The organism is Maribacter orientalis (genome assembly GCF_900109345.1).
Taxonomy (GTDB): domain Bacteria; phylum Bacteroidota; class Bacteroidia; order Flavobacteriales; family Flavobacteriaceae; genus Maribacter; species Maribacter orientalis.
Genome location: NZ_FNZN01000007.1, coordinates 29010 through 52126, shown reverse-complemented (window position 1 = coordinate 52126; position 23117 = coordinate 29010). Strand labels below are relative to the sequence as shown.

The 23117-nt window shown below is 33.6% G+C and carries 17 protein-coding genes; 11 read left to right on the top strand and 6 right to left on the bottom strand.

All coding sequences use genetic code 11. The annotated features are described in order from the left end of the window. Positions 1 to 2 precede the first annotated feature (2 nt). Positions 3 to 1286 carry a dipeptidase gene (locus BMY56_RS14255; protein ID WP_091625642.1) on the bottom strand — a complete coding sequence of 428 codons (1284 nt, stop codon included), beginning with the start codon at positions 1284 to 1286 and terminating at the stop codon, positions 3 to 5. 143 nt (positions 1287 to 1429) lie between these two features. Between BMY56_RS14255 and BMY56_RS14250 the strand changes: the two genes are divergently transcribed. Genes BMY56_RS14250 through BMY56_RS14225 form a run of 6 tightly spaced genes read left to right on the top strand, consistent with a single transcriptional unit; the run spans position 1430 to position 11048 of the window. Continuing rightward, the gene (locus BMY56_RS14250) at positions 1430 to 3190 is read left to right on the top strand and encodes an ATP-binding protein (protein WP_091625639.1); all 1761 of its coding nucleotides are present in this window, start codon (positions 1430 to 1432) and stop codon (positions 3188 to 3190) included. A gap of 1 nt (position 3191) precedes the next feature. Further along, positions 3192 to 3560: a response regulator transcription factor gene (locus tag BMY56_RS14245; protein WP_091625637.1), complete on the top strand. Its 369-nt coding sequence runs from the start codon at positions 3192 to 3194 to the stop codon at positions 3558 to 3560. 13 nt (positions 3561 to 3573) lie between these two features. Beyond that, positions 3574 to 5898 (top strand): HEAT repeat domain-containing protein, encoded by a 2325-nt coding sequence (locus tag BMY56_RS14240; RefSeq protein WP_143057827.1) that lies wholly within the window; start codon positions 3574 to 3576, stop codon positions 5896 to 5898. Continuing rightward, positions 5891 to 7321 (top strand): glycosyltransferase family 2 protein, encoded by a 1431-nt coding sequence (locus BMY56_RS14235; protein WP_091625632.1) that lies wholly within the window; start codon positions 5891 to 5893, stop codon positions 7319 to 7321. Before BMY56_RS14240 ends, BMY56_RS14235 begins: the two co-directional genes overlap by 8 nt. Before the next feature lie 8 nt (positions 7322 to 7329). Then, positions 7330 to 9711, top strand: a complete 2382-nt coding sequence (locus BMY56_RS14230) for a sulfatase-like hydrolase/transferase (RefSeq protein WP_091625630.1) — start codon at positions 7330 to 7332, stop codon at positions 9709 to 9711. Beyond that, positions 9711 to 11048 carry a YaiO family outer membrane beta-barrel protein gene (locus tag BMY56_RS14225; protein ID WP_091625627.1) on the top strand — a complete coding sequence of 446 codons (1338 nt, stop codon included), beginning with the start codon at positions 9711 to 9713 and terminating at the stop codon, positions 11046 to 11048. The genes BMY56_RS14230 and BMY56_RS14225 overlap by 1 nt, the downstream gene beginning before the upstream one ends. Before the next feature lie 50 nt (positions 11049 to 11098). Here BMY56_RS14225 and BMY56_RS14220 read toward each other — a convergent pair whose 3' ends face one another. Together BMY56_RS14220 and BMY56_RS14215 are read right to left on the bottom strand one after the other, a co-directional pair. Continuing rightward, positions 11099 to 12310, bottom strand: coding sequence for a PI-PLC domain-containing protein (locus BMY56_RS14220; RefSeq protein WP_143057826.1), 1212 nt, complete (start codon positions 12308 to 12310; stop codon positions 11099 to 11101). An 860-nt stretch (positions 12311 to 13170) separates the two neighbouring features. Beyond that, positions 13171 to 14034: a sigma-70 family RNA polymerase sigma factor gene (locus BMY56_RS14215; RefSeq protein ID WP_091625622.1), complete on the bottom strand. Its 864-nt coding sequence runs from the start codon at positions 14032 to 14034 to the stop codon at positions 13171 to 13173. A gap of 172 nt (positions 14035 to 14206) precedes the next feature. On the opposite strand from BMY56_RS14215, the gene BMY56_RS14210 reads away from it, so the two are divergent. The 5 genes from BMY56_RS14210 (at position 14207) to BMY56_RS14190 (ending at position 21174) form a co-directional block, all read left to right on the top strand. Then, on the top strand, positions 14207 to 14716 hold the full coding sequence (locus tag BMY56_RS14210; protein WP_091625620.1) for a DUF6155 family protein: 510 nt from the start codon (positions 14207 to 14209) through the stop codon (positions 14714 to 14716). Between the two features lie 3 nt (positions 14717 to 14719). Next, positions 14720 to 15649 (top strand): 2-hydroxyacid dehydrogenase, encoded by a 930-nt coding sequence (locus BMY56_RS14205; protein WP_091625617.1) that lies wholly within the window; start codon positions 14720 to 14722, stop codon positions 15647 to 15649. Between the two features lie 98 nt (positions 15650 to 15747). After that, entirely contained in the window at positions 15748 to 17259 is a 1512-nt protein-coding gene (locus BMY56_RS14200) for a DEAD/DEAH box helicase (protein WP_091625616.1), read from the top strand. Positions 17260 to 17478: 219 nt separating this feature from the next. After that, on the top strand, positions 17479 to 19689 hold the full coding sequence (locus BMY56_RS14195; protein WP_143057825.1) for a DUF981 family protein: 2211 nt from the start codon (positions 17479 to 17481) through the stop codon (positions 19687 to 19689). A gap of 225 nt (positions 19690 to 19914) precedes the next feature. Beyond that, positions 19915 to 21174, top strand: a complete 1260-nt coding sequence (locus BMY56_RS14190) for a glycosyltransferase (RefSeq protein WP_091625610.1) — start codon at positions 19915 to 19917, stop codon at positions 21172 to 21174. Between the two features lie 146 nt (positions 21175 to 21320). Here the strand turns inward: BMY56_RS14190 and BMY56_RS14185 are convergent, their stop codons facing one another. The 3 genes from BMY56_RS14185 to BMY56_RS14175 are packed head-to-tail and all read right to left on the bottom strand — an operon-like array spanning position 21321 to position 23086. Next, positions 21321 to 22022, bottom strand: coding sequence for a DUF2490 domain-containing protein (locus tag BMY56_RS14185; protein WP_177170979.1), 702 nt, complete (start codon positions 22020 to 22022; stop codon positions 21321 to 21323). Next, the gene (locus BMY56_RS14180; protein WP_091625605.1) at positions 22012 to 22596 is read right to left on the bottom strand and encodes a hypothetical protein; all 585 of its coding nucleotides are present in this window, start codon (positions 22594 to 22596) and stop codon (positions 22012 to 22014) included. Before BMY56_RS14180 ends, BMY56_RS14185 begins: the two co-directional genes overlap by 11 nt. Beyond that, the gene (locus BMY56_RS14175) at positions 22589 to 23086 is read right to left on the bottom strand and encodes a mechanosensitive ion channel domain-containing protein (protein WP_245737232.1); all 498 of its coding nucleotides are present in this window, start codon (positions 23084 to 23086) and stop codon (positions 22589 to 22591) included. Before BMY56_RS14175 ends, BMY56_RS14180 begins: the two co-directional genes overlap by 8 nt. Positions 23087 to 23117 lie beyond the last annotated feature (31 nt).

Here is a 23117-nt window from a genome sequence, read left to right as displayed (position 1 = left end):
CTTTACCCCAAATTCTTAGCTACAGACTGTACTTCATCTAAAACTCTTAATAGATTACCACCCCATAATTTGGCGATTTCTTCTTGGGTATAACCACGTTCAACGAGTTCTAGGGTTACATTAAAAGTTTCTGATGCATCATTCCAACCTTCGATTCCTCCACCGCCATCAAAATCTGAACTTATACCTACATGATCGATACCAATTAATTTGACCATGTAATCTATATGGTCGACAAAATCGGAAACATTAACTTCTGAGGGTGCATCTAACTTATCTTTTACTAGTTCTTTGCCAACTTTAAGTATTTTAGGATAATTCTCCATAAAGCTCTCCTTTTGGACATCAGTTAAACTTGAAAATTGTGAACGCTCATACCAATCTATGCCCAATGAATCTGCTACTTGCTGATAAATTGATTTCATATATGCCGCTCTAGCTTCGTGTTTTTCAGTATTTAAATAGGAGCTAAATGCAACTGTTTGGACAACCCCGCCATTCTCTTTCATCATCATTAATTGTTCATCATCTAGGTTTCTACTATGATTACATAAAGCTCTAGCAGAAGAGTGTGATGCAATTATCGGTGCTTTAGAAAGTGAGATCATTTGCTTCATCGCTTCTTTCGAAGGGTGCGAAACATCAATCATAATTCCAAGTCTATTCATCTCATTTACAGCTTCTTTTCCTAATTTACTTAATCCATTATGTAACCATTTGTCATCTGCCTCACCTGTATTTGAATCAGAAAACTGACTATGACCATTGTGAGCTAACGAAATATATCGTGCTCCCAAATCGAAGTAGGTCTTAAACTGGCTCATGTCTGTACCTATTGGGTACGCATTTTCTACACCAATCATTGCCACTTTCTTACCAGAGGCTATAATTTCCCTGACATCAGTAGAAGTCAATGCCAGACCTATTTGATCTGGTGCCAATTCCTCACAAAGCTTATGAATTGCTTCAAATTTCTGCATGGCATTATCTTTTGCTTTAGTATAACCAACCTTTGTGAGAGTATCTTGACCTGTATAAACAATTAGCCAAGAAACGTCTAAACCACCCTCTATCATTTTTGGCAGGTTCACCTGGGTTTCTAGGTTTTGGGTATAATTTATACTATCTGTAAAGTTGTTGACATTGATGTCGTTATGCGTGTCAATTGTAATAATATCTTCATGTATTCTTTTTGCTTTGTCAAGCGTGGTTTCCGTTACGTTTTCTTTTTTTTCTGCACAAGACACAGCCAATAAAAAATAAAATAAATAGATAAACTGCTTCATAAGATAGTTTTAGACCTACAATTTAAGGGTATTCACAACAAATAACCAACCCTTGAAAACATTTTATTGTTGTCACGTATTTAAAGGCGCATTTTTAAAAACTCTTAAAACAAACAAGACAAATAATTAAAGAATAGCATTTTATGTCAATTTCAAAAACTACAGATTTAATTGATCAATTATCTCAGCTAGAACGCTCGGTGAATGAGTTCTCTTTTGAGGAATTAAGTGCTGATGAAGCTAAGGAGTTAAAGAATTCATTTAACACCTTTAGGTCTTGTTTAGAAAGTCGAATTTTTGCACCAAACCAAAACAGGGATTCTCCTAAAAAAGAGTCACCTATGGTTGCAAATAAACAAGTAGTATCCCAAAAGGAATTCATTACACACGTGAGTCATGAAATACGAACTCCATTAAACAGTATAATTGGCTTTGCAAACCTTCTTAAGGAAGAAAGACTTACTACGAGTCAGCAGAAAAAAGTAGAAGCTATTCAATTTGCTTCCAATACATTATTAAAGCTGATCAATGAAGTTTTAGATTATTCAAAAATATCTTCTGGTAATACATGTTTTGAGTCTCTAGATTTTAAACTACATGGTTTAATTAATGATGTTATGTTCCTGTGTGAGATATTGTTAGTTGATAGTAAAGTAGAACTGATTATTGATATCGATGAGAGTGTGCCTCAGGTAATAAAGGGTGATCCATCAAAACTTTCACAAATAATCTTAAATCTAGTTGGTAACTCCATCAAATTTGTAAATCGAGGATTTATAAAGTTGGGTGTTAGTGTTAAGGAAGTTAATGAGAACAATTATGTTTTAGAATTTTCTGTTTCTGATACAGGAATTGGTATTTCAAAAGAAAAGATAAATTCCATTTTCGAACGCTATTCTCAAGCTGATAATGACACATACATTAAATATGGAGGTACTGGATTAGGTTTATCTATTACTAAAGAAATTATTGAAAAACAAAATGGTGAAATAGAAATTAGCAGTGTAGTAGGTAAAGGAACTATGGTTTCTTTCACATTACCATTTTCTAAGGGAGATTTAAACAACTTACCACTTGAAAAGACAAATAATTTTGATATTAAGGAAGCGAAGAAGTTATTGGAGGGGACCGATATTATGGTATTCGAAGATAATTTAATGAATCAGCATTTAATATTAGAGCAGTTAACCAAATGGGGCTGTAATGTGTATACCAATGTAACCCTTAAAAAAGGATTGAACATTTTAGAGGCAAAAAAAGTAGACCTGATTCTGATGGATTTAAAGATGCCAAATTTAAACGGATTTGAAGTGTCTAAGGTTATTAGATCAAATCAGAACCCACTTATTAGCAATACGCCAATTGTAGCTTTTAGTGCTGATTTTACTGAACAAGATGGTAAGGATTGCGAGTCAATAGGTATCAATGATTTTTTATTAAAGCCTTATACCTTAAATGACTTAATGTCAATTATAATAAGAAACAAAAGAGAGAATACCCCAGCTAATGAGTTTGGATCAATACTTCAAAAACAAATGATAGAACCAAAAGAAACTACCGTTATTGACCTTAACAGTCTTTTAAATGATTGCTTTGGAGAACTAGAAATGCTAAATGAACTGATTAAGCTTTTTAAGACCAACGTTCTTGAATTTATGGGTAATGTTAGAATTCATCTAAAAACGGATAACCTGGCGGAAATTGCTTTTTCTGCACATAAACTTAAGGCTAGTTTTGCTATGCTTAAGGCTAAAGGTATGCATAACCTCATAGTTGAGTTAGAAGCTAATTGTAAAGCAAATGATACTGATAAGGTTAAAGAGTTGTATGAATTGTTCTTAAATGATTATCCTTTATTAGAAAATAACTTGAATATTGATTTAGAAAAATTGAATAAAAAATAATATGGGTAAGCGTGTACTATTAGCAGATGATGACCAACTTTTAGCTTCGTTATTGAACTTCAGGTTAAAAAAAGGTGGTTACGAAGTACACCATTCGTCGAACGGTAAAGAAGTTAAAGAATATCTAAAAACTGAAATGCCCGATATCATCGTAAGTGATATCATGATGCCATATTTTTCCGGTATAGAGCTAATTGATTTCGTTAGAAATGAGTTAAAATCAAACGTACCAATTATAATTATATCATCTGCCGGTAACGAACAAAACGTTTTAAGCGCGTTTGAACTTGGTGCAAATGATTTCATCACAAAGCCCGTAAGTCCAACCGAATTATTAGTTCGTGTAGCGAGAGAAATTAATAAAAAATAAATAAAGAAGTTTGTTGATTCCCCCAAGACAAATAAAAATATCGCTGATAACTGCCCCAGAATTCAATTTAGAATATCTCTGGTGGTTATCCATATCATTTATGGTATTGGCTGTATTATATTTTATTGGAATCTTTTTAATAAGAAATCGAATAACCTCAACTAATGGTCGTACTAAGGATAAGAAAATAGAATTTTCCCCTATGATCAGTGAGTTTCTATTTTATGAAGACTCTAATAGTAAAGAGGAAAAAATGAACTATTTGAATCTTAAAATTCAAATTAGGGAATTAATAAAAGACAGTTTTGATAGAAGGGTATTAACTGAAGTACTGCTAGATTTACGAAAAGATTTATCTGGCCAATCACAAACCGTTCTTATTGAGCTCTATAAAGATTTAGGCTTGCATAATGAAGCATTTGAAAAATTAGCGAGCAGAAGATGGCAAATTATTTCAAGCGGAATTCTAGAATTAACCACTATGGAGGTTATGGAGTCATATGGTCTAATCATCAAATTTATAAATCATAGGCAAGGTACCATACGTAAACAAGCTGAAATAGCGGTTGTAAACCTTAAAGAAGAAGGTATTGGCTTTTTTCTTGATAATACCAAGTACAAAATTTCAGAATGGCAGCAATTAAAACTTTTGGATGTTCTTAGGCATAAAACCAATTTCGAGCCTCCTTTATTTGGTTTGTGGCTAACATCTACCAATAGTCATGTTGTACTTTTCTCTTTAAGACTAATTAAATATTATAGACAAAGTGATGCCGAAAAATCTATTATTACATTATTAAAACATAAAAAGAGAGACATACAGGCAGAGGCTATAGATTGTATTAAGGAATTCTTTTTTGTATCTGCCTTACCGACATTAAAAATGGTGTATAGCAAAGCAAGCATTGACATTAAAATTGCAATTCTAGATGCTATAGGGGAAATAGGTTCAAAATCAGATGTAGAATTCATAGAAAAACTTAAAAAGAAAGAAAGAAATTTTAATATAAAAAGTAAAGTTTTGGGAACGTTGAATAAACTTGACCCTGAGAGTATATTACCTACCAAGAATATAGCTAGTTCTGATTATTTCTCAAGTGAAGCTGAGAATAATGATGATGTTAGTGAAGTAATCGAAAGTATTGAAAATGAGATTACTATTGAAACACCAGAAATTATTTCCCAAAATATAATTGAAATTAAAGAGGATTTAGTAGAAAAACCTAATGAACCAATTATAGAAGAACAGATTGTGAGCATTAATTCTGATGAACATTTAGAACTGGCTGAACTAAAAATAAATGAAGTAGAACGTAAGGTTGATACTGATGTTAGTGAAGAGATTACAAGTGTAGAAGAAAGCGTTGTTATTGATTCAGTTTCTGAAATTGAATTATGCTTCTTGCCAAAAGTAGATATTGATGTTGTTGAGGAAGAGGAAGTTATTAGCATAAATCTTGAAACTGTTCAAGAAGATGAAAGACCTTTGACTTTTGATTTTTTACCGTTGATAATTTCTAACCCGAGCATTAAAGAAGTTATTACTAGTAATGAAGATGATGACTTTGTTCCATTGTTTTCTTTAGATGAAGATTTAGATATCGAACCTATTGAAATTGAAAATCAAATTGATTCTTTTCAAGAAAATGTAATTGAGGAAATAGATTGGACAAATGTTTTAAACAGTAATAGTTATCAAGATTCTGAAATTACTAAGGAGCCTTTAATTTCATTTGAAAACGAAACTGTTACTTTTTCTGCCAATTTTATGTTGGAGGATGAACTTGACACGATGGTACTGTTAGAGAATATTGCAGAAATGGGTGATTGCAGAGAGTTACCGATGCTTCAAGAATTACTAGCTGAAAATACCTCACCACTAATTTTAGACCGAACAAATGAATTGATTCAGAAGTTCTCATATCAATCACCTCGTCCTAATGAATTATTCTCCTCTAAGAATGATTTAGTAGAAAGTGTTTTTACTGAAGTGTATAATCATTCAGATAAGGAAACTAAGCTAATATTGTTACAAGAGATTAAAAGAATCGGTGATAAAAAAGAAATTCAATTATTGGAATCCATAATTAATACCGAATCAAAAACTTTAGCTATATCTGCTAAATCGGTATTAAAACATATTAAATCGCAGATAGTGGTAACTAATGCAGAAGCAATTAATACTGTTAAAAATAATAACCCGCTCTTCGATGTAGATTTTGAATTAGGCCTGAGTGTGGCTTCCAAAAGAATGATGAAATCGAACGAGAATGGTTCTACAATATTTGACCAACTATGCTCCATGTCCAACACCTTATATAATAAGATAAATGGATAGTGAATTATTTGGCATAGTACTAGAATACATCAATTTTGTATTCTTTCTGTTTACCATGATATTATTTATCATGTTTTCTGCTATGGCATATTTTTCCACAAGAAACTCTATTCATTATAGAAATAAAAACAGCTTTACAGATATTACGAAAATCATGGCTTCTCCTTTGGCACCTACAATTACTATAATTGCTCCCGCCTATAATGAAGGCCTTACCATTGTTGAAAATATTAGATCGTTATTGTCATTACAATATGTGAATTATGATGTTATGGTGGTTAATGATGGAAGTAAAGATGATACTTTACAAAAACTAAAGGATGCTTACGACTTGGTAAAAATCGATACTGAAATGGATCCTGATTGGAAATCAAAACCAGTAATTGCTATATATAAGTCTAAAAATATGGCGTTCTCTAAGTTGACGGTTGTCGACAAATTGAATGGAGGCAAATCGGATGCCTTAAATGCGGGAGTTTCCTTGTCTACTAGTAAGTATATTGGTTGCATAGATGTTGATTGTTTACTTCAACCAGACGCCTTATTACACGTAGTAAAATCATTCTTTCAAAGGTCTAAGAAACGCGTTATTGCTGTGGGTGGTGTAATACGAGTAGCCAATTCGTGTATAATAGCAGGCGGACAATTAGAAGAAATAAAATTGCCTACAAATTGGTTGGCTAGATTTCAATTATTAGAATACACCCGTTCCTTTATTTTAGGTAGAATGGCCTGGGGTAGAATTGATAGCTTACTCATTATATCTGGCGCATTCGGATTTTTTGAACGGGAAATAGCCTTAGCTGTTGGGGGCTATGATACTAAAACAGTAGGAGAGGATATGGAAATCATTTTTAAAATGCGTAGATATATGCATGAACGAAAAGAACCATATACCATTGAATATATACCTGATCCTTTATGCTGGACCGAAGTACCTGAAGATTTAAGCATATTAATAAATCAACGAGATCGTTGGGCGCGTGGTAATCTAGAGACATTATTCAAACATAAAGACATGCTGTTCAATTCGAAATTCGGTAGGTTAGGTTTGTTAAGTTATCCTTATTGGTTTTTCTATGAGTGGCTTTCTCCGTTATTAGAGTTTTTTGGCTTTTTCACAGTTATATTGTTTGCATATCTAGGTATTCTTAATTGGGAGTTCTTTTTAATGATAACCTTAGCGATATACCTATTCTCTATAATGATTTCTTTTTATGCTATACTTTGGGATGTATACTCGTACAATCAATATAGGCGTACAAAAGATATTTTAATATTAATGGGACTAGCCTTGCTAGAGCCCTTTATATTCCATCCAATCGTTGTTTATGCCGCTGTTAGGGGTAACTATAAAAAATTATTTAATGTAAAATCTGGTTGGGGATACCAGGTAAGAAAAGGATTTGCTAAAGCAACTTAAATAAAACAATGAATACAAGCAGAATAGATAGATATACGTTAAAGCAATACACTAGGCTTATGATATCCTTTTTTGGATGTTTGCTGGTATTGACACTTTTTCAATATGGCGTTCTATATTATAAAGGGGTGTTAGATAGCATTTTCTCTATAAGCTTGTTAAAGGCAATCGTTCATCAAATAGGGTTCACGGCCATAACAGGGATTGTGATGGTTTTTCCTTTCAATTTTTGGGAGAACCTAAGATCCAAATACGGATTTAATCTTGTTTTTGCCTTACTAAGCATCATATTGATTATAGAAGCTATGCTAACCGGGTATTATTGTACCACTTTGGTTCCGCTAGGTTCAGATTTATTGGGTTATAGTTATTCAGATATGAAAATAACCATAGCCAACTCTGGTGGATTCATGATTTCTGTTTATTTATTTATTGGTGTTCTAATTTTAATCAGTCTTTTCTTAGGTTTATATAGAGTTACCTCTAAAATCTATCATCGAATCAGTAAAATGTATCCTTTTACCATTGTGCTTTTCAGCTTGTTTGTAGCATCCTTATTTACCGATGGTAAACCAATAAATCAGAATAAAACACAGTATCTGGTTGTTAACCTATATAATAGTAGTACTGAAGACAATACATATACTTCAACTGAAGAATATCCTTTAGTAAAAAAGCCAAATATTGAAAACGTGTTAGGCGAATATTTTAGCCTAAAACAACAGAAGCCTAATATCGTTTTTATAATGGTAGAAGGTCTTGGTAGAGATTTCGTTGGTGAAGGTGCCGAATATGGTGGCTTTACACCTTATTTAGATTCTTTAACCACTAAATCCTTATACTGGGAAAATTTTTTAAGCAATACCGGTCGAACATTTGGGGTATTACCATCGTTATTGGGATCACTCCCTTTTGGAAAAAGTGGATTTATGGAATTGGAAGAATTTCCTAATAAACTCACCCTATTTAGCGTATTAAAAAATAACGGTTACCACACGTCATTTTATCAAGGTACCAATAGCTCTTTCGATAAGGTAGATAGGTTTCTAAATAGTGAGAGTGTTGATTTTGTACTCGATAAATCAGGATTCGGAGTTAACTATCAACAGCAGGCAGAAGACGCGGCTGGTTCATCTTGGGGGTATCCCGATAAAGAATTGTTTAAGAAAAGTATTAGTCTACCTCGAGAAGAAAATCAACCTAGATTAGAAGTTTATATGACCATTAGTACGCATGAACCTTTTATTCCACCTAGTCAAGAATACTATGAGCTTGAGGTAGAGACTATTCTTTCAAAAGGCAATTTCAATTCAAGAGTAGAAAAGGTTATTGAGAAAAATGATAATGTATTTGCCACGTTATTATATACCGATGAGGCTATAAAATGGTTTATGGAAGCCTACAAATCGCAACCCAATTACGAGAACACTATATTCATTATAACTGGAGATCACAGACTCATACCAATTCCGCAACGTAATAATATAAGTCGTTTTCATGTGCCTTTAATTATGTATAGTCCTATGTTAAAGACTACCCGTAAGATGAGCTCGGTTTCATCTCATTTCGATGTTACACCTTCCATTTTAGCATTATTAGGAGATCAATACGAATTAAAAATGCCAAAAAAAGTAGCTTGGATGGGTGGTGCTTTAGATATGCAAACTGCTTTTAGGTCTACAAAGAATATTCCTTTGATGAGAAATAAGAATGAACTGAAAGAGTATTTAAGTGGAGAAAAGCTTTATACGGATGGGGATATTATGGCGATAGATGAAAACATGGATCTAAGTTCTGCTTTTGGTGGTGGCTCGGTAGAAGCAACTCTTGAAAGGTTCAAATCTATTAACCAGTACGTTACTACAGAGAACAAAATAATACCGGATAGTCTTGCCATTTTTACCATTCAGAAAGAAAAATTTACCGATGCAGAAACGGTATGGCTAAATAGTGTGTATGATGGTAAAGATTCAGATAAAGGATATTTTAAGGCGAGGGAATTAGCATGGAATAAAAATTGGGACAAAGCGTTATTATTGTGTCGTTATAATCTATCTGAAGCCCCAAGTCATATTGACACTAAGATTTTAATGGGACGGGTGAATTCGTGGAAAGGTAATCATGACAAAGCCATTGAAATTCTAAAAGAGTGTATTAACATCAACCCAAATTATATTGATTCTTATGCTGCTTTGTTCGATGTCTACTTTTGGTCAGATAAAACCAAGGAAGCTTTAGAGCTTACAATAGCGGTAGAAGAGAATAGTGCCAGTGCTAATGAAATTTCCGAAAAAATTTCACGTGCCCGAAGTCAAGCTAGAAAAGCAAATATTAAAATTAATGAAGTTGCGATTAGTAGTGTAAAAAGTACAGCGGGAATTATAAAATAATGATGAAAAAACATCTCCATATCGCAATCATCATATTAATTGCCTGTGTATATAGCGTAAATGGGCAAGATGTAACTGCTTTGGAAGTTGATGCATTAAACTTTGATACTGCCTATCAATTGGCTTATGATGGTAAAAACTCACAAGCAAATCGTATGCTTGGAGAATTTACGAAAGAGAGACCAGATAATCAAGAAGCAAAATCTTTACTAGCGAGTACATATTCTTGGAAAGGCAATTATGATAAAGCACGATCAAATTTTAATGCGGTACTGTCTAAAAACAAAACAGATAAAGATGTTTGGATATCTGCTATAAAAAATGAATTGTATGCCAAAAATTACGCTACTGCTTTAGGATTGTCGAACAAGGCTTTAGCCCATATTCAAGAAGATAATGAATTATTGCGATTAAAATCATTAGCCTTTTCTGGGATAAATGAATCGGTATATGAGAAAGATGGTTGGTATAATGTCGAGAATAAAGTAGTAACCAACTTTAGCACAAAGAAAAAAAATAACAAGGCCAAGAATGCTTTTGTTGAAAAGACTGAAGCCGATAGTACGCTGCTTTTAAGAAAGACACCGGTAACTGAAGAAAAGCTAAAAAATAGAATAGCGGTCAATAGTTCCGTTACGGTATTTGACCAACGTTTTGATCCAGTGGTTTCTTCAAGTATATCGTATAAGCGCCAAACAAAGTACGGTAGTATTATTCCAAGATTAAACAATAGTAATCGTTTAGGTATAAACGGAATTCAATTCGATATAGACTTATATCCGAAAATCGCAAAAGGATTCTATGCCTATGTAAATTATGGCTATTCTAGTTCAGAACTTTACCCTAACCATAAAGTTGGGGGAGATATATATTACAATCATAAAAGTGGATTTGAATTTTCAGGAGGTGGAAGATATATTAGTTTTGCGACAAGAGATGTTAAGTCAATAACTAACTCTGTAGGTTATTATCGAGGTAATTATTATTTCTCTTTGCGTTCATTCATTACACCAAGTGTAAATGACAAATTAACTAAAGCTTCCGGAAATATATTGGTTAGGAAATATTTAAAGGATGCAGAAAATTTCATGGGTGTTAATTTCGGAATCGGATTTTCTCCAGAGTTAAGACAATTTTCTTCAGGAGACCAGATTTTGGCTGAAACTCTATTATATATTGAATCGCAACGTTTAAGTTGTGAATACCAGTTTACGAGTAAAAACAGTTTGAGTTCGTATCGAACGAATATTGGAGTTTTGCGCCAAGAACAATCTTTTGATCCAGGTAGTTTCTTTTATTCAATTTCTGCAGGACTTACCTATCAATTCAATTTTTAGATTTAAATACGTTCATTCAGCTAAATAAAATTATTTCCTAGAATTAATTATTATTTAGATGCGCTATTAGAATTCATCTCCGATATCCATTTATCAGCATACATACCGTAGATAAGGCCAAATTCGTTATCCTGAACATATTTCTCGTCTTTGCCTGGGTCAAAATTTACATTGTAGACATATACCTTAATTCCGGCTTCCTTTAATTGTAACATGAGTTTCTTTTGATTAGCGATAATTCTTCTTGATATGGCCACATGTTTTACATCGTTAACCTTTAAAAAGTTAGTTTTATCGCCTTTAATTGCCATTAATGGTTCTTGAGACATCATGGCATGTATACCGTTCTCTGATGCTTTCTCAACGGCCATAACACTGAATAGTTCCATAATTAGACGGTCTTTATCAATGAAAGCCTCGGCAAAGGCAATAGGGTCGTTTACTTTATCTGTTACTAAAGTAGCATCTGGGTGATTTTTGAACCAAGCATTAATACCGTCCATATCCATGGTTATGTAATCTCCATAAATCTTTTGTTTCATGAACTGAGCATGGGTAGGAGGTAAGGTTCCCGTGTAATCGGTAAATCGAGCCCACATATTCCAATCATGTGCCGCTACTAATTTACCATCCGAGGTTTCTATTATATCTAACTCAAAAATGCGGAATCCTTTTTTATAATTCTCATCTAGAGCATTTTTCGAATTAGTAGATTTTATTCCGTTTACCTCACCGCCTGCATGAGCAATGTACCTATTTATGTTAGGTGTAAATTCATAAGTTTCTTTAGGAAAATAAACTATTCCATTTCCTGTTATCGTAGGTACATTTAAAGTCTTTGTAATCGAATTATCATCCACTTGTTCAGTAATAACACCATTTAAGTTATGCATGATGTATGCTTGCCTGCCTTTGAGAGTACTTAATTGAAAAAAACCTAAGTCGAATAACTGCTTTTCAAACCCTAACAAACTGGCTGCAGCAGAATCATGCGCAAGTATGGCTATTTTAGAATTTGCTGTTATCATTTTAGAAAGTGTAGCTAAAAATTCTTCAACCTCTTCTTTACTACCATAGGTATCAAATGTTTTGTACGCTATTCTTTCATCTTTTTCAAAATGCAAAATGGTTAGTCCGCGTTCTATAGTTTCTTTTTGGGACATATACGTAAAAGAGCTTCGTTGATGTGTATTAAAACTATGGCTGTTCAATACCAATTCTTCGGTCACTATTTTTTTAGTAATAGCGTGTAAGGGTATCATCGCATTACTTTTCGCAACACTTCCTAGAAATATGAAAAATAATAGAAGCTTAATTGTTAGGGAATTAGAGTTCATATATAAGAATACATTAATTTAATTTCATCTTTAGAAAACAATCATATAACACCCGTAAAGGTTAACTATGACTGTAAAATGAAAACGAAATTATATGGGGCATATTGTAGTGAGTAAAATGATTTTAAGGGCTTATTATAGTGTTTGTAAATTCGTTAATGTATGCTTAGAATAGTTCATCTATATAATAGTTTTACCATAGCTACATAATAGTTGTAAAGCTGAGGTTTACTTAAGGTTTAGTCTTTAATTATTGTTTATATCGACTAAATACCAAAAAACGGGATGAACTGCACTCGTTGTTCGCCATATAAATAGGGTGGTTTCGCTAATAATTTTCGCTAACATACTTTTTTATAGGTTTTACAACAAAAATAAAAAGGTTCACCACATTTAATTGTTGCACCTGTATGTTCCCTATATATTTACTTCAAGATTAATTTATCCAAATCATTTTTAAATTTTAAACCTACAAAAATGCTTTACGACACTTACGGTGAAGAATACTTAGTATTTCTTCAAGATTTAAACGAAATTTTAAGTATCAACGAATTAGCTGAGTTGGACTACATGTAAAAAGTAACCAAACCACAAATTAAAAATTAAATTCTCATGGCACATCAAAATCAAGATTATTCATCTTATCAAAATTTTATCCAGGATTTAAATACAATCCTTGTAAATTTCAATATCAACAAATTGACCTATTCTTAATGTTGAACATTAAGAAAAAAGAAAGCGCCCGTTAATACGGGCGCTTTCTTTTTTTATAACAGTATTTAATTTTATCCTAAATACGTTTTCAATAACTTACTTCTAGAAGCATGACGTAATTTACGTATTGCCTTTTCACGTATTTGTCTTACTCGCTCTCTAGTTAAATCAAATGTTTGGCCAATTTCAGCCAAAGTCATTGATTGCTGGTCACCAATACCATAATATAACTTAACAACATCAGCTTCTCTAGGCGATAAAGTATCTAAAGCTCTATTGATTTCGGTATTTAATGATTGTTGTAATAATTTATTATCTGGTCTAGGTGATTCACCCGAACGCAAGACGTCATACAAGTTAGAATCTTCACCTTCACGTAATGGTGCATCCATAGAGACGTGTCTACCTGAATTCTTAAGAGACTGCTTTACCTCAGAAACGGTCATTTCTAATTCTTTAGCAATTTCTTCTGGAGATGGTGGACGCTCATGTGCCTGCTCTAAATATGAAAATGTCTTTTTAATCTTATTAATTGAACCAATTTTGTTCAATGGTAAACGAACTACTCTTGACTGTTCTGCTAAAGCTTGTAGAATAGATTGTCTGATCCACCATACGGCATAGGATATAAATTTAAATCCTCTAGTTTCATCAAATCTTTTTGCTGCTTTAACTAAACCTAAATTTCCTTCGTTTATTAAATCGGGTAATTTAAGGCCTTGATTTTGATATTGTTTTGCTACGGAAACTACAAATCTTAAATTTGCTGTAGTTAATTTTTCCAAAGCTGCTTGACTACCTTCCCTAATCTTCTGCGCTAATTCTACTTCTTCATTCGCAGTAATCAAATCTATTTTACTGATATCTTGCAAGTATTTATCGAGTGATTTTGATTCACGATTCGTTACCTGCTTAATTATCTTTAGTTGCCTCATATGTTTGTATGGAATTTAGAAGTTCTACAAGTTTACAGTATACCACTTATTATTGTCTTTACCAAAGAAACAGCACTATACTTCTACACTATTTATAAGGTTTAACAAAGTATTATGCATTTAGGACTTTAAATCAGTATAACTTATTTTTGAACTAATACAGACGTTTTATATGAGTAAAAGGGCCTTGAAAACATATCTCTCCAAACTACCAAAAAAAGCTTTGGAAGAGCAAATAGTAGAATTATATGAAAAATTCCCTACTGTAAAAACGTATTATGATTTTGCCTTTAATCCGAAAGAGGATAAATTGGTACAAGATGCGAAGGCAAAAATCTCTAATGAATACTTTCCCTTAAAAAGAAGACGACCGAAAGCAAGACGTTCGGTAGCTCAAAAATTCTTTAAGCATTTTATTAAATTAGGTGTTGACCCACATTTAATAGTAGATGTTATGTGCTTTAACCTCGAAATTGCCCAGACCTTTTCAAAGGAAAAAAATGTGCCCGATTCTTTCTTTAGAAGTATGCTGAATTCATTTAATGAAGTAATACAGTTCGCTACGGTTCATGGTTTACTACCTGAATTTAAAGAGCGGATTTTAAAAATATATACAGAAACCCAAAACCAAAAATGGCTTTTTGAAGATGAGTTCTCAAAAGCCTTGGATATTATAGACTAGATTATGGCAATTGTAATAATTAGACAAGACCACAAAATTGAACTTTGGAAAAAAGCGTTGTTAAATGCTGACAGTTCACTTGAGGTGTATAGTTTTTTAGAAGAGCATCCGAAAGATGAAATTACTATGGCTATCACCTGGAAACATCCTTCTGGTTCACTTTCAGGGTATCCAAATTTAAAATGTATCGCATCCGCTGGTGCTGGTGTAGATTATGTATTCGAAGATGCTACTCGCCCCAAGGACATTCCTATTACTCGAATTGTTGACCCATTTTTAGCAAGTGATATGTCTGAACATGTTTTAGCGGTGATTTTAGCTCATCTTAAAAATTTGAATGCTTATAAAGCAAAACAAATAGCGAACGTTTGGGAGCCAATGGAGTATTTAAGGATAAAAGATGTAACCGTTGGTGTTTTAGGTCTTGGTGAATTAGGTGCTCTTACAGGTGCTGACCTTACCAGATATGGATTTAAGGTTCAAGGATGGAGTCGTAGTGCTAAGAATATAGAGAACGTTACCACTTTTTCTGGGCCAGATTCATTGTCAGAATTTCTTGAGTCTACCGATATTTTGGTTTGTTTATTGCCGTTAACCCCTGCTACGGAAGGGATTCTGAATAAAGAACTATTGTCACAGCTGCCTAAAAATGGGTATGTTATCAATGTAGCAAGAGGTGGTCATTTGGTAGACGAAGATTTGTTGGCGTTGATAGATAACCAACACTTATCTGGGGCTTGTTTAGATGTCTATCATATAGAACCTTTACCCAAGTCACATCCGTTTTGGAACCATGATAAAATACACATGACTCCCCATTATGCAAGTGTTTCCGATACCAATTCTGTTATTCCACAAATGATAGATAATTATAAACGATTGCAATCTGGTGAAGAACTTCTGAATTTGGTAGATATGAACAAGGGATATTAATATTCTGTATTTAATTTTTTTTATTTCATATACCCATAAAAATCCCATAATTTTATAAGGTTTTAGCATTATTAATATAATTAACGCCTACACACCTTTTGAAGCTACAGAAAGACAGTACTGAGAAGACCTTATACGATTATCAAGAGGAAGATCTAAATACAATTTTTAATTATTTAGATGATAATGGTGATAATTCGAACTTATTATACCAATTGCCAACAGGGGGTGGTAAAACCGTTGTGTTTTCTGAAATTGCAAAACGCTACATAGAACGCACCAAAAAAAAAGTAGTCGTTCTTACCCATCGTATAGAATTGAGTCAACAGACTTCTAAAATGCTAAATGGGTTTGGGGTAAAGAATAAGATTATTAATAGTGAAGTTAAAGAGTGGCAAGATCAAAACGATTATATGTGTTTTGTGGCTATGGTCGAAACGTTGAACAATCGACTGCAAGAAGAAAAAATAGAAATCAATAATATTGGTCTTGTCATTATTGATGAGGCGCATTATAACTCTTTTCGCAAGCTATTTAAGTTTTTTGAGAACTCCGTAATTCTTGGGGTTACTGCAACTCCGCTAAGTTCAAACATTAAGCTTCCCATGAAAGACAACTATAAAAAGTTGATTGTGGGTGAATCTATTGAATCGTTGATTCAGAAAAAGTTCTTGGCTAAAGCGAATATGTATAATTATGATGTTAGCCTTCAAACTTTAAAATTAGGTATCAGTGGTGATTATACTGTAAAATCTTCCGATGAGCTGTATGGTAACCATAGCATGCTGAATAAGTTGGTAGCGGCTTATAATGAAATTGCAAAAGGAACGAAAACACTTATTTTTAATAACGGAATAAATACTTCTAGATACGTCTGCGAAATTTTTAAAAAAGCAGGATACAATATTCGCCATCTTGATAATAAGAATAGCGCATCTGAACGTAAAGAGATTTTGAAATGGTTTAAAGAAACACCAGATGCGATACTGACATCGGTTAGTATTTTAACTACTGGTTTTGATGAGCCCAGTGTTGAAACTATTATTCTAAACCGTGCTACACGTTCCCTTACCCTTTATTTTCAAATGATTGGCCGTGGGTCTCGATACTTGCCCCATAAAGAGAATTTTAACGTAATTGATATGGGTAACAATGTTGCTCGTTTTGGATTGTGGAATGCGGGTATTGATTGGCAAGAGATTTTTCATTTCCCAGATTTCTATCTAGAAAACATCAAGAATGATGAGGAAATTGAACGGGAATTTGTATACGAAATGCCACCTGATTTAAGGGCGGAGTTTGCAAAGTCAACTGAAATTGATTTTGATATTAAAGCTGAATACAAGAAGAGTTTTGCCAATGGTGAGAAATCTAAACTGGTATTGGAGAAAAGTATTGAGCAACATGCAAAAATATGTGTTGAAAATTCTGAAGATGTTTTTGATGCCCGAATTTTGGCAAAAAAGCTGAAAGAAGAAATAAAGTATAGGGTTCGTCAATATTCGTATTGTATCATGAACAATACCAAGAACTACAAAGAGTGGTTAGAGGAAGATTATGAGCGTAAACTACGTTCTAAGATTTCTAAGAAGTTCGCCGCGAAGATGTAAGTTTTATAATGATGGTTATGAATAAGTGGAGAGTAAGAAGCCAAACCTAAAGTTTTGTTATCTCAGATAAAGTATTCTAGATTTTTAGGGATAACCTCGTCAATGCTATAATCTTACCTAAATTCTATTACCGAATTTTCAAAAATGACTTGAGGGCTATCAAAATTCAATTAAGATGGTTAAATTCATGTGCTTAAACCTCAAGAATAACCAACGCAAATGAAAAACCGACTTCTCTCATTCATCATTTTATTATCACTTATTTTTTATGGCATAGTCGGTTATCATTTTCTAACTGGGTGGCATCCTATTGTAATGATGCTCATGGGTATTGTTTTAGGTGTACTCATTAACCTTACCGTTTATGGGCTTTTAAATCTACTTGTAAAAGGATTTCATAAAATCCCCATAAATTCTATTACTGCTATTTCTAGCGGTGTTATCGGTTTTATCATTTTAAAAATATTCGGATTTGGTTGGCCAACGCTATTCTATAGTGTAGTTGTTGCGCTGGGTATTTTATTTTGCATTTCACTGTATTTGTATCAACGGAAGAAAACATTGCTAACTACCCTGTTTTTTGGCTTAATGCTAATTGGTGTGGGCTATATTCTGTTTGTATTGGCTACACCTGGTTCTGACCCTTTTGATAAGGAAGTTCCTTTGGCATTTTCACAAGAAGATAATTTCCCACCATCTCAAGTTTTATTTGAAAACCCTGCTGCTATTGGTACGCATAAGGTCAAAGCATTTACGTATGGTAGTGGTACTGATGAACAACGAGAAGAATTTGCAACAGGTGTTACCTATACAACCAACTCTGTAAATGCTAAATGGCTTATCCCTGATTGGAAGGGTAAAAAGAAAAAATGGCGTGAACGCTATTGGGGCTTCGGAGCCGAAAAATTCCCTTTAAATGGTCGGGTTTATATGCCGGAAGGTGAGGGGCCTTTTCCGCTAACACTCATTGTACATGGTAACCATAGCATGATTGATTATTCTGATGATGGCTATGGCTATCTGGGTAATCTTTTGGCCAGTAGGGGAATTATTGCTGTATCTGTTGATGAGAATTTCTTAAACGGACATTGGTCAGGTGATTTTATGGGAAAAGAAATGCCTGCGAGAGCTTGGTTGCTCTTAAAACACCTAGAACAATGGAATAGCTGGAATTCAGAAATAGGTCATGAACTAGCAGGTAGAGTTGATATGGAAAATATCATGTTAGTGGGGCATTCTAGAGGTGGAGAGGCCGTTTCTATTGCCGCCGCATATAATAAGCTGCCTTATTTTCCTGATGAAGCAAAAGAGAAATTTAATTTTAATTATAACATAAAAGGTGTGGTTGCCCTTGCACCTACAGATTACAGATATAACCGAAAAATCATTTTAAAGGACATTAATTTTTTAAGCATACAAGGCTCGTATGATTCTGATGAAGTTAGTTTTTGGGGTATGCGACCCTATCGTAGGTTACAGTATACCGATTCCATTTCTAGGTTTAAATCTGGGGTGTATATTCACCATGCCAATCATGGGCAATTTAACTCTACTTGGGGAAATGCAGATTTCGGTGCACCGTCTAAATGGTTATTGAATCTTGACCCTTTGCTTAAAGAAGAGCAACAGCAAGAAACCGCCAAAGTTTTTGTGAGTGCTTTTGCCGAAGCAACGCTTAAGAATAAACAGGAGTACCGTGCTATTTTTAAGAATGTGGCTGTTGCAAAGCAATGGTTACCTATTGAGCATTATTTAACGCATTTTGAGTCTTCTGATTTACAAACGATTGCTGATTATGAGGAAGATTTAGATATTACTACAGCAACGGATAGTACTACGTTACAAGCGACGGATTTAGCATTATGGAAAGAACAGATTTTACCTACGCGTGACGAGAATAGTCAAGAGAATAGCGGGGTTATCTTAGGATGGGATTATAAAGACCTGAAAAGCTCAACTAAGATAGGTGTTTATGAGGTTGATTTGTCTAACGCTGTCACACCATTTTTTACGCCAGAATCAAGCTTACAAATTACTTTAGGAGCAGGAAATCATAAGTGGTTGGATGTTAACCTGACGAAGGAAGATATACAGGAGAAAAAGGATGATGAAGAACGTGAAGTTCCGCAATTAGATTTTACTATTCAATTGACCGATAAGCTTGGCCAAACAGTGGCTATAAAAGTGAGTGATGTAAAAGGGATTCCAAAGCCCTTAAAAACACGCTTTACAAAATTCAAATTTTTAGATAAGGAGATGATTGGCGATGATTGGGAAATCCAATTACAGACCTATCATTTTCCCTTATCTGTTTTAACGTCGAAGAATCCCGACTTTAATATAGAACAGTTAAAGAGTCTAAAATTCATATTTGACCAAAGCGATTATGGGGTTGTGATAGTTGATGAGATTGGGGTTAGTGGCTTGTAGTTAATAGTTATTAGTTGACGGTTGTATTTGTGGTTATAATATGTCTTATCATGAGCGCAGTCGAAGGGACTTTAAAATGCATAGGTCTTTGACTGCGCTCTGACTGACAAAGGAACTAAATACTAATACTGTTACTAAGCACTGATTCTGTCAGCTGGTACTGAAAACTGATACTGCCAACACAAAACTTGCTATCCGTTCACCGTTTCACTTACTTTGTACGAAATGCAAACTCCAATCAACACTTTGTCCAATAACAAAACCCTCCTAGTAATTGCTTTAGTATGGCCAGAACCTGCTTCTACAGCTGCTGGTGTGCGTATGATGCAGTTATTAGATGTATTTAAAACGCAAGGATATGCTATTACCATAGCTTCTGCAGCGTCTAAATCTCAGTTTTCTTTTGATTTTCACTCCTTAGGATTTAAGATGGAGGATATTAAAATGAACGATTGTTCTTTTGATGTTTTCGTAAAAAAATTGAACCCTAGTGTTGTGCTTTTCGATAGATTTCTGACCGAAGAACAGTTTGGTTGGCGGTTTGTAGAACAATGTCCCGATGCACTTCGGATTTTGGATACGGAAGATTTGCATTCGCTTCGTCATGTGCGTGAACAGTGTTTTAAAAAGGATATTCCTTTTACTACAGAAGCATGGATAGCAGATGATAAAACAAAGCGGGAAATTGCTAGCATCTATCGTTGTGACCTTTCTTTAATTATCTCAAGTTTTGAACTGGAATTATTGACTAATGTGATCAAAATAGATAAAAGTCTATTTTTGTTACTTCCTTTCATGGTAGATGAAATTACCAATAATACCAAATGGAAAACATTTGAGGACCGAAACGGATTTATATTTATAGGTGGCGGAAAACATGCTCCCAATATAGATGCTATCAAGCTGCTGAAAACTTCCATTTGGCCTTTAATACATGCGCAATTACCAGAAGCCAAGTTGCATATTTACGGAGCCTATTTACCTCAACAAGTACTAGAAATGCATGATCCAAAAGAAAGATTCTTAGTAAAGGGCAGGGCAGAAGATGCTGACGAGGCGATGCAGTCGGCAAAAGTATGTTTAGCACCTTTACGATTTGGTGCGGGAATTAAAGGAAAATTAGTGGCTGCAATGCAAAACGGAACACCTAGCGTTACGACCACTTTAGGTGCGGAAGGTATGCACGGAATTTTAGATTGGAACGGATCTATTGAAAATGACCCTAATGCCTTTGTAGACGCTGCCGTGCACTTGTACACCGATAAAACTATATGGAGCAGAGCACAAGAGCAGGGAAAAACTCTGATTAATACCTTGTATTCAAAAACTAGTTTAGAGAAAATACTCATAACTGCAATTGATGAGCTTCAACGTAACCTACCACAGCACCGCCAACATAACTTTATAGGCGCTTTGCTACAGCACCAGACGCTTCAGAGCACAAAGTTTATGGGGAAATGGATTGAAGCAAAGAATAGGGGATAGTAATTGGTTCGTTATCGGTTAGTATATGAAAAATAGGCGATTGCGAAGCACGAAACTTGCGGTTAAGTACAAAGCTTGATACAAGCCAAAAACCTTGATTATATTACTGTTTCACCTATTTTATATATATTGTACGTAGGTTGCTTTTATATTTCAATGAACCAATTTAAACTCAACCAAAAACTATGTCGAGTATTATTGTTCAAAAAAGAATTTACTCTATAATCTAATCCTACCTCAATTTTGTTGTTATCCGTTATATCGTAGCCAAGTAAAGGTACGAGACGTATTTCAAAGTCATAGTCTGTTCCTTGCCAACTGTTAATATACTCGTTGTTAAGTTTTATATAGAATTCTTTAGGATCAACAGACTCTCCATTCAGCGGTATTTCCGAAGTTATTCGGTATCGTAATCGAAATTCCGGTTTTTCTCCATTGGAAAATGTTTGATCGCTTGAAAAGCGATGAGCCAATCTAAAACCATTCATTTTTTGGACTATTGTATATTGTTGTATAAATCTGTGAAAAATTTCTGTCTCTCGAAGTCTAAATAAATACCCGCCTGCAATTCGAGAATTTAAACCAATTTTTTTTGCTGTAATAAAAGAAAAGTCAGTTAGAACATATTTATATTCCGTATTTGAATTCCCGTTAAAATTACCACTTTTCATTAATTGCCTAGACTCTACTTTTGAATTTAAAGACCAACCATTTTGGAATTTATTGTTTATATTCAATGACGGAAGTGCTCCAAACTGGTAGGTACTTTGTGCCTGAGCAACATTTACAAATAGAAGCTCCAAAAACACCAAAAACACCAAAAACAAGTATGTTTTATTAATATTCAAGATGACTACTGTTTTTAAATATTATTTCTGACCTAGAAAGCACTTGAGCTTTTTTATTAAATAAATATTCAAATAAAACAACAGTGTCTTTAGATTTACATCTTACTACTACTTCATACTTAATAGTTAGATTACCAGATGTTTTATTTTCTCTAAGTTTTGATAATATTTCAGAACTAGTTCCGCTATATTGTATTTGAACTTTTACAATTTTTTGCTTTAGACAATCTTTTTTTAACTGCGAGCTAATAGAATCTTTGAAAGGCGTTTGCATTTCATCCCATTTTATTTCAATTTCGGCATCTTCAATATTTCCCAGCGTGTCAAACTCAACACTGTATTTTTTCGAATTGTATTTAAATTTAGCCTCAATACTTTTGGTTTCTAATCCTTCTTCTAAATACCATTTTACCCTATTCTTCAAGTTGATTGAATCAATAAAATTCATTGCCTTAGAAGGCACGTCTTTGGGTTTTATTCTACTTTCCTTTTCATATTTCTGCTGTGCAAATAAATAATTTGAACAAAGTCCAAACATTAAAAAAATCATAAAGATTATTATTTTTCTAAACATTGATTTTCTTTTTTATCATTTTTTGAATAAACACATTGTTTGGTATGGATACTTCCTCTGATTCTTTTGTTTTAAGTATAACAAAAAAGAGACCTATATCACTAACTCTTCCTTCAATTTCATAATCTTTGTCGATTATGGTAATTGTATCTTCTAGTTTAACAGTGTGATTAAAGAAAATAATTATACTTGAGGTAATATTAGATAGAATTGACCACTGAGCGAACAATGCGATTCCGATTACTGTTAGCACAGTGCTTATAAATAAAGCTAATTCCGATTGGTCAACTCCCCAAATTATTAAAAGAAAAATAGAACAAGTTGAGAAAAAAATCAGATTTATGGCTTTTTTTATAATTTTACCTCTCTGCTTTTGAACTATTTTATTTATGATAGTTCTGTCAATTAGTTTGCTCAATATTATTCTCAACAAAATATAAGCGATAATAACAATTACAGACTCTATAATTTTAATATTAATTGTATCCATATGTTTTTAACTTGCGTACAACGGCGAGCTA